The organism is Methylobacterium sp. (assembly GCF_019750675.1).
In the GTDB taxonomy this organism is placed as follows: Bacteria; Pseudomonadota; Alphaproteobacteria; order Rhizobiales; family Beijerinckiaceae; genus Methylobacterium.
The window spans coordinates 1-7,565 of the sequence record NZ_JAIEOF010000135.1 but is presented as its reverse complement, the minus strand read 5'-3'; the positions used below and the strand labels follow the sequence as shown (position 1 = coordinate 7,565).

The following is a 7,565-nucleotide window of genomic DNA, read 5'->3' as shown; positions in this document are numbered from 1 at the left end:
AGGAAACCGGGGCGCCCCGCCGCGCGCGCCGCCAGGATCGCGCGGCTCGCGGCGACCTGATGCGGACGCGGAACGAGAGTCGGCATCAGGGGCATCCGGCAACGCGCGCCTGCCCTGCGCGCGGGCGTGAATCTCTTCTCGGCGGATGCGTTTTGGCACCTGCGCGAAGTCTTTGCGCCGGCCTCACCATGTTTTGAAAACCTTGGAACTGTTCAGGTTGTGCTTCCGTTAAGGTGTCGTCCCGGCGCGCGGTCGGGCGCCGTAATCGGAGAGATCGATGCCGACGATTCCGCTATCCGCCGCGCCGCGCGCGGCGATCGCGTCCGCCCTCGCATTTCTGATCCTCGGTGGCCCGGCCAGCGCCCAGAGCGCCGATGGCGGCCTCTTCGACCTGCTGTTTGCCCCTGCGCGTCCCGCGCCGCAAGTGGCGCCCACGCCGAGCGCCGACCCCGGCTCGTACGGACAGGTCCGTCGCTCCATCCGCCGGGCGGCGGCGCCCCGCCCGCGCCCCAAGATCCGCTACGCCGCCCTGCCGAAAGCCGAGCCCCTCCAGATCAAGATCACCGACCGCCAGACCCCCCTCGACATGAAGGCGGGCCCGGCCGCGGCGTTCATGAAGGACGAGACCCTTCGCCCCGGCGACATCGTGGTGATGAAGGACGGCCCCAAGGTCTTCGTCGGCAAGCCCGACGACCGCCACACGGCGCGGGACTTCGAGAGCATCGGCCGGTCCGACTTCATCGACCGTCGCACCCGCGTCCAGCTCGCCGCCATGATGCTGCCCATCGGGGCGATGCCCGCGGATCAGGCCCGCCGGATGATGGCGCGTTCGGCCAAGACGATGCCGGCGAGCGTGGACCAGCCCGTGCGCACCGAGACGACCGCGATGCGGGTGATCAATCCCTGGTCCACGTCCCCCTGAGCACGACCGCCGAGGTGAGGCGCCGCGCGAAGACCCGGTCTCAAGCCGCCCGCACGGTGACGAGGAAGCCGTCCACCTCCTGCCGCAGGCTGGCCGCCTGACGGGCGAGATCGCTCGCGGCCGTCAGGACCTGCGCCGAGCCGGCGCGGGCGGATTCCGCCGCTTCCCGCACGCCGGCGACGTGACCCGAGACGGCCCGCGTCCCCTCCGAGGTGAGCGTGGTGTTCCGCGCAATCTCCTGAGTCGCCGCTCCCTGCTGTTCCACTGCCGCCGAGATGTCGCCCGAAAGGCGGCTGAGGCGCTGGATGACCTCGGTGATGCCCGCGATCGTCGCCACCGACGCGTCGGTGGAGTGGGTGATTTCCGCGACCTTCGCGGCGATGTCCTCGGTGGCCCGCGCGGTCTTGGTCGCGAGGCTCTTCACCTCCGCGGCGACCACCGCGAAGCCGCGGCCGGCCTCGCCCGCGCGCGCCGCCTCGATCGTGGCGTTCAGCGCCAGTAGGTTGGTCTGCGCGGCGATGCTGGAGATCAGCCCCACGATCTCCCCGATGCTGGCCGCCGCCTGGGCGAGGCGGTCGACGTCGCCCTTCATCCGCACGGCGTCGCGCTCGGCCTCGTCGGCGACCGCCGCCGAAGTCTCGACACGCGCACCGATCTCGCGCACGGACGCGCTCAGTTCCTCGGTGGCCGCCGCCACCGTATCGGCCGTTGCGGCCGTGTCCTGCGAGGCGGCCGCCACTGCGTGGCTGAGGGACGAGGTGTCGCTGGCCGCCTGCGTGAGGGCGTAGGCGGCGGCCTCGAGCTGGCTGGAGGCCGCCGAGACGGCCTCGACGATGCCGCCGGCCCGGGCCTCGAAGCGATCGGCCATGTCGTGCATCGCCGCCGTCCGCGCGGCGGTGGCCTGGGCGGTCAGCTGCTCGGCCTCCCCGGCGATGCGCTGACGCTCGGCCACGCTGTCGCGGAATGCGATGGCTGCCCCCGCGATGGCACGGACCTCCCGCGCGCCGCCCTGCGGGATCGGGCCGGCCGCCTCGCCCCGCCCGATGGCGGTGAGGGCCTCCGCGATGCGCGCGAGGGGCCGCGCGATGGCGGTGCCGAAGACGAAGGCCACGGCGCAGGAAAGGGCCAGGGTTGCGAGGCCGAGCGTGATCCAGAGCGCCGCGCTCCGCTCCGCCGCCGCGCGTGCGCCGCCCGCCGCGGCGGCGAGATCGGCGGTGAGGCGATCCTCGATGCCCTTCAGCCCGTCGATGCGTTGGGTGGCGAGGCCGAACCAGGCCGGAGCGTCCGTGACGGCGAGGGGCGTTCCCGGTGCCGTGTCGAGGACGATCCGGCGCAGGCGGTCGACCTCACGGGCCGGTGCGCCGGCCTTGGAGGCGTCGAGGAGGGCGGCCTGGGCCGGATCGGCGCCGAGGCGGAACAGCGACTCGTAGGTCGTCTGCCCGGCGAGCAGCCCCGCCAGGCGCTCGTGGCCGGCCAGGTCGATGCGGCCCGCGCCGATGATGGCCGAGGCTGCGGCCCGTTCCTGCCCGGCGAGTTCCTTCAGGGACAGGAAGGCGGAATAGGCCGAGACCCGGGCGGCGAGGTCCGCGCTGGAGGCGACCTGGGACATCTCCCGCACGAGGTCGAGGGCCTGAGCGATCACGCCCGAATACAGGGCCATGTTCTGCGCCGGGGTCCGGGCGAGGTCGTCGACGGCCTTCCGGTGGGCGGCGATGCCGGCGAGCCCGTCCGCCAGGGCGGCCTGCCGGCGCGCCATGCCCGCGCCGAACGCCTCCGCGTCGGCCGCGATGTCGAGCGCGCGGTGGCTGGCATCCGTGCGCAGGCGCTGGGCGTCGAGTTCGGCCCGGAACTGGGTGCCCTTCGATCCCAGGAACAGGCTGGAGGCGCCGCGCTCGCGTTGGGCTTCGTGGACGAAGGCGCTGACCCGCCCGGCGAACCCGACGAGGTTCTGGACCTGCCCCATGCGGGTGCGCTCCCCGATTCGCTCGGCGATGGTGAGCCCGGCCACCACCGCAAAGGCAAAGCAGGGGGCGAGCGCAACCAGCAGGATACGGACGCGGAGGGGAGACAGAAAACCGGCGGACATGGATGCGAGCCTGGAAACACGAGGGCGTGATCGTTGTCGGTGTTCAGCCGTAAAGTTTTTCTTGTCGGTGTAACCATTGATGCTTTTTGCAGCAGTCTGCCCGTTTGGAGGCAGACTTTCCGGTAACGCATCAGTTGTCCGAAGACCTTCGCGTTGTTCGCGATCACCTTGCGGATAACCGTCGCGTCTCCTGCGCCGGGTCCGGATCGCGGGCAGGGTTGTCCCCCGCCCCGCCCCCCCTCGGCCGAGGCCGGCCGGGAGATACCGGGGCCACGGTTCCGCCGCCCGCGCGCGTCACCCGCCCCCGCCATCCGCGCGGAGTTGAGCCTGTACGCTTTTTGTTCTAGCTGATGGCGGATATGCGTGGCGCGCGCCTTGCCGCTTGGGGGCTCGCGCCCGACATGGCGCTCGGGAGGAGACGGGAGAGCCCTGCCCCGCCCGGGCTCGCGACCTTCCGAAGAGACACCATGGCCAAAGCCAAAGCCGCCGCCAAAAAATCCCAAGCCGAGGCCGAGCGGGTCGAGGCGAAGATCGAGGCCCTGTTCGACGGCGCGCGCGATCAGCGGGTCATCTCGGTGCGGGGCGCCCGCGAGCACAACCTCAAGAACATCGACCTGACGATCCCGCGCGACCGGTTGGTGGTGTTCACCGGCCTGTCGGGCTCGGGCAAGTCGTCGCTGGCCTTCGACACGATCTACGCGGAAGGGCAGCGCCGCTACGTCGAATCGCTCTCGGCCTATGCGCGCCAGTTCCTCGAGATGATGTCGAAGCCCGACGTCGACCAGATCGACGGACTCTCGCCGGCGATCTCCATCGAGCAGAAGACGACCTCGAAGAACCCGCGCTCCACGGTCGGCACCGTGACAGAGATCTACGACTACATGCGCCTGCTCTGGGCGCGGGTCGGCATTCCCTACTCCCCCGCCACCGGCCTGCCCATCGAGAGCCAGACCGTCAGCCAGATGGTGGACCGGGTGCTGGCCTTGCCGGAGAAGAGCCGCCTCTACCTGCTGGCGCCGGTGATCCGCGGCCGCAAGGGCGAGTACCGCAAGGAGATCGCCGAGTTCCAGAAGAAGGGCTTCCAGCGCCTGCGCGTCGACGGTGAGTACTACCCGATCGACGACGTGCCGAAGCTCGACAAGAAGCTCAAGCACGACATCGACGTGGTGGTGGACCGGATCGTGGTGCGGGCCGACATCGCGGCGCGGCTGGCCGATTCCTTCGAGACCGCCCTGGAACTCGCCGACGGTATCGCGGTGATCGAGTTCGCCGATACCCAAGAGGGCGAGGCCCCGCGCGAGCCCGTCACCTTCTCGTCGCGCTTCGCCTGCCCCGTCTCCGGCTTCACCATCGCGGAGATCGAGCCGCGGCTGTTCTCGTTCAACAATCCCTTCGGCGCCTGCCCGACCTGCGGCGGCATCGGCCACGAGATGCGGATCGACCCCGAACTCGTCATCTCGGACGCCAAGCTCAGCCTGAAGCGCGGCGCCGTCGGCCCCTGGGCGAAGTCGACCTCCCCCTATTACGGCCAGACCCTCGACGCGCTGGCCCGGCACTACGGCTTCAAGACCACGGTCGCGTGGGGCGACCTGCCGGGACGCGCCCGCGAGGTGGTCCTGTACGGCACCGGACCGGAATCGGTGCGCTTCGCCTACGACGACGGCATGCGGGCCTACGAGGTGAACAAGCCCTTCGAGGGCGTGATCCCGAACCTGGAGCGCCGCTACAAGGAGACCGAGAGCGACACCTCCCGCGAGGAGATCGCGCGCTTCATGAGCGAGACGCCTTGCGCCACCTGCGGCGGCAAGCGCCTGAAGCTCGAAGCCCTCTCGGTGAAGGTCGCCATGGCGGATGTGGGCACCGTGACCGCCCTGTCGGTGCGCGACGCCCATGCCTGGTTCTCGGACCTGCCGGGCAAGCTCACGGACAAGCAGAACGAGATCGCCTTCCGGATCCTCAAGGAGATCCGCGACCGGCTCACCTTCCTGATCGATGTCGGCCTCGAATATCTCACCCTGGCGCGCGGCTCCGGCTCGCTCTCGGGCGGCGAGAGCCAGCGCATCCGCCTCGCCTCGCAGATCGGCTCCGGCCTCACCGGCGTGCTCTACGTCCTCGACGAACCGTCCATCGGCCTGCACCAGCGGGACAACGAGCGCCTGCTCGGCACGCTGAAGCGCCTGCGCGACCTCGGCAACTCGGTCATCGTCGTCGAGCACGACGAGGACGCGATCCTGCAGGCCGACTACGTCGTCGATGTCGGCCCCGGCGCCGGCATCCACGGCGGCCGCATCATCGCGCAGGGCACGCCCGAGGAGGTCCTGAAGAACCCGGCCTCGCTCACGGCCAAGTACCTCACCGGCGAACTCAGCGTGCGGGTGCCCACCGGGCGGCGCAAGGGCAAGGCGGGCAAGCTCAGCTTGATCGGCGCCCGCGGCAACAACTTGAAGAACGTCTCGGTCGACATCCCGCTCGGTACCTTCACCTGCATCTCGGGTGTCTCCGGCGGCGGCAAGTCCACCCTGATCATCGACACGCTCTACAAGGCCGTGGCGAAATCCCTCAACGGCGCCCTGGAGCACCCGGCGCCCTTCGAGCGGCTCGACGGGCTGGAGCACCTCGACAAGGTCATCGATATCGACCAGTCGCCCATCGGCCGCACCCCGCGCTCGAATCCGGCGACCTATACCGGCGCCTTCACGCCGATCCGCGACTGGTTCGCGGGCCTGCCGGAAGCCAAGGCCCGCGGCTACCAGGCCGGGCGCTTCTCGTTCAACGTCCGGGGCGGGCGCTGCGAGGCCTGCTCCGGCGACGGCGTCATCAAGATCGAGATGCACTTCCTGCCGGACGTCTACGTTACCTGCGACGTCTGCAAGGGGCGGCGCTACGACCGCGAGACCCTGGAGGTGAAGTACCGCGATCGGTCCATCGCCGACGTGCTCGACATGACCGTCGAGGAAGCCGCCGACCTGTTCAAGGCGGTGCCCACCATCCGGGAAAAGATGGAGACTCTGGCCCGGGTCGGCCTCGGCTACGTCAAGGTCGGGCAGCAGGCCACCACCCTTTCGGGTGGCGAGGCCCAGCGGGTGAAGCTCTCGAAGGAGCTGTCGAAGCGGGCCACGGGGCGCACGCTCTACATCCTCGACGAGCCGACCACCGGCCTGCACTTCCACGACGTCGCCAAGCTCATGGAGGTGCTCCACGAACTCGTGGACCAGGGCAACACCGTCGTGGTGATCGAGCACAACCTCGAGGTCATCAAAACCGCCGACTGGGTCATCGACATGGGCCCCGAGGGCGGCGACGGCGGCGGCGTGGTGGTGGCGCAGGGAACGCCCGAGCAGATCGCCAAGTCCCGCGCGAGCCATACGGGACGCTTCCTGCGCGATGTCCTCGCCCGGCGGCCGGCCCCCGCCCCCACCCCCGCCAAGGGACGCGCGGCCGCCGAATAGGCGGTCCTTCCCGCCCGACGGGTGTGCGATTCGCGGGGGCAACCCGCGCCCGACCCGTTCCGCCCCACCCCGGAACCGGCCTCGCACCGCCGAAACCGGCCTTGGCGCCGCGCCGGGGTGCGCAATCGCAACCCTGCGTTTGCCGGATGTTCCCGGCGTAGCCGGTTCGCGCCAACAGCTTGAGCATTCAGCGCTATTCTGCCGACAGACCCGCCGAACGCCGCCTCGCGACCGCGAAAAGCCTGCTCAAATAGTTAACAAAACCTTACGCTGCACCGCGGCGGAATTGCGGCTTTTGCGCAACGGTTCGATCCGAACTGCCCCGTTTCCAAGCATTCCGCTGTCCTTCCGCCGCGTCCTGTAGAATAGTTCTCGACGTTGAGACTTGAGAACGCGCCGCAAGGGGGGCCGCCGGATCGACTGCAAACAAGCCGCACCAAAGCGGCGTATCGGCAGGATGATTCGGATGGCTGCGTGGCGGACCTGAAATCCTTGGGAAGGAAGAAGATAATGACGAAGAACTGGCTCGCCGCAGGCGCGCTCGCGCTGACCGTTGGCATGACCGCCACGGCTTCCTACGCGCAGACCACGACCGTTCCGGGTGAGCAGGTCGGTCTCGCCACCGGCGCTCCGCTGCCCGAGGGCATCTACGCGCTGAACACGTTCCTCTACCGCAGCAACGAGAACGTCGCTCCGGGTTCGGTCGACGTCGCCGTCAACATCCCGGTGCTGGTCTGGTCGACCCCGCTGGTTCCGCTCGGCGGCCGTATCGAGCTGCTCGTCGCTCCCCCGACCGTCTTCGCCTTCGGCAAGAACGGCGGCCCGAACGGTTCGCGTGACCTTTCGATCAACGTCGGCACCTTCGTCGGCGGCATCTGGGCCTTCGATCTCGGCAACAACTTCGGCGTCAGCTTGCTCGGCGGTGTCTACCTCAACGAGCTCAATGGCGGCCGCGGCGTTCTGGTGAACAACGCCGGCACCACCTTCGCCACCCCGGTTCTGGGCCAGCTCGCCTCGAACACCTACCGCATGGGCGTCGCCGCCAGCTACACCGGCAACGGCTGGAACCTGACGGCCAACCTGACCGCCAACATCTACGACTCGCCGG

Annotated in this window: 3 protein-coding genes and 1 pseudogene; 3 read left to right on the top strand and 1 reads right to left on the bottom strand. The window is 69.7% G+C overall.

The genetic code is table 11. The annotated features are described in order from the left end of the window. The first annotated feature begins 277 nt into the window (after window positions 1-277). Complete coding sequence (locus K2X24_RS07205) at window positions 278-922, top strand: hypothetical protein (protein WP_292496221.1); 645 nt, start codon at window positions 278-280, stop codon at window positions 920-922. A gap of 40 nt (window positions 923-962) precedes the next feature. Here K2X24_RS07205 and K2X24_RS07200 read toward each other — a convergent pair whose 3' ends face one another. Beyond that, complete coding sequence (locus tag K2X24_RS07200; RefSeq protein WP_292496218.1) at window positions 963-3,008, bottom strand: nitrate- and nitrite sensing domain-containing protein; 2,046 nt, start codon at window positions 3,006-3,008, stop codon at window positions 963-965. 467 nt (window positions 3,009-3,475) lie between these two features. Here K2X24_RS07200 and uvrA point away from each other — a divergent pair, with 467 nt between their 5' ends. Together uvrA and K2X24_RS07190 are read left to right on the top strand one after the other, a co-directional pair. Next, window positions 3,476-6,457 carry an excinuclease ABC subunit UvrA gene (gene uvrA / locus K2X24_RS07195; protein WP_292496216.1) on the top strand — a complete coding sequence of 994 codons (2,982 nt, stop codon included), beginning with the start codon at window positions 3,476-3,478 and terminating at the stop codon, window positions 6,455-6,457. Window positions 6,458-6,967: 510 nt separating this feature from the next. Further along, window positions 6,968-7,565, top strand: a pseudogene (locus K2X24_RS07190) (transporter); the annotation flags it as partial.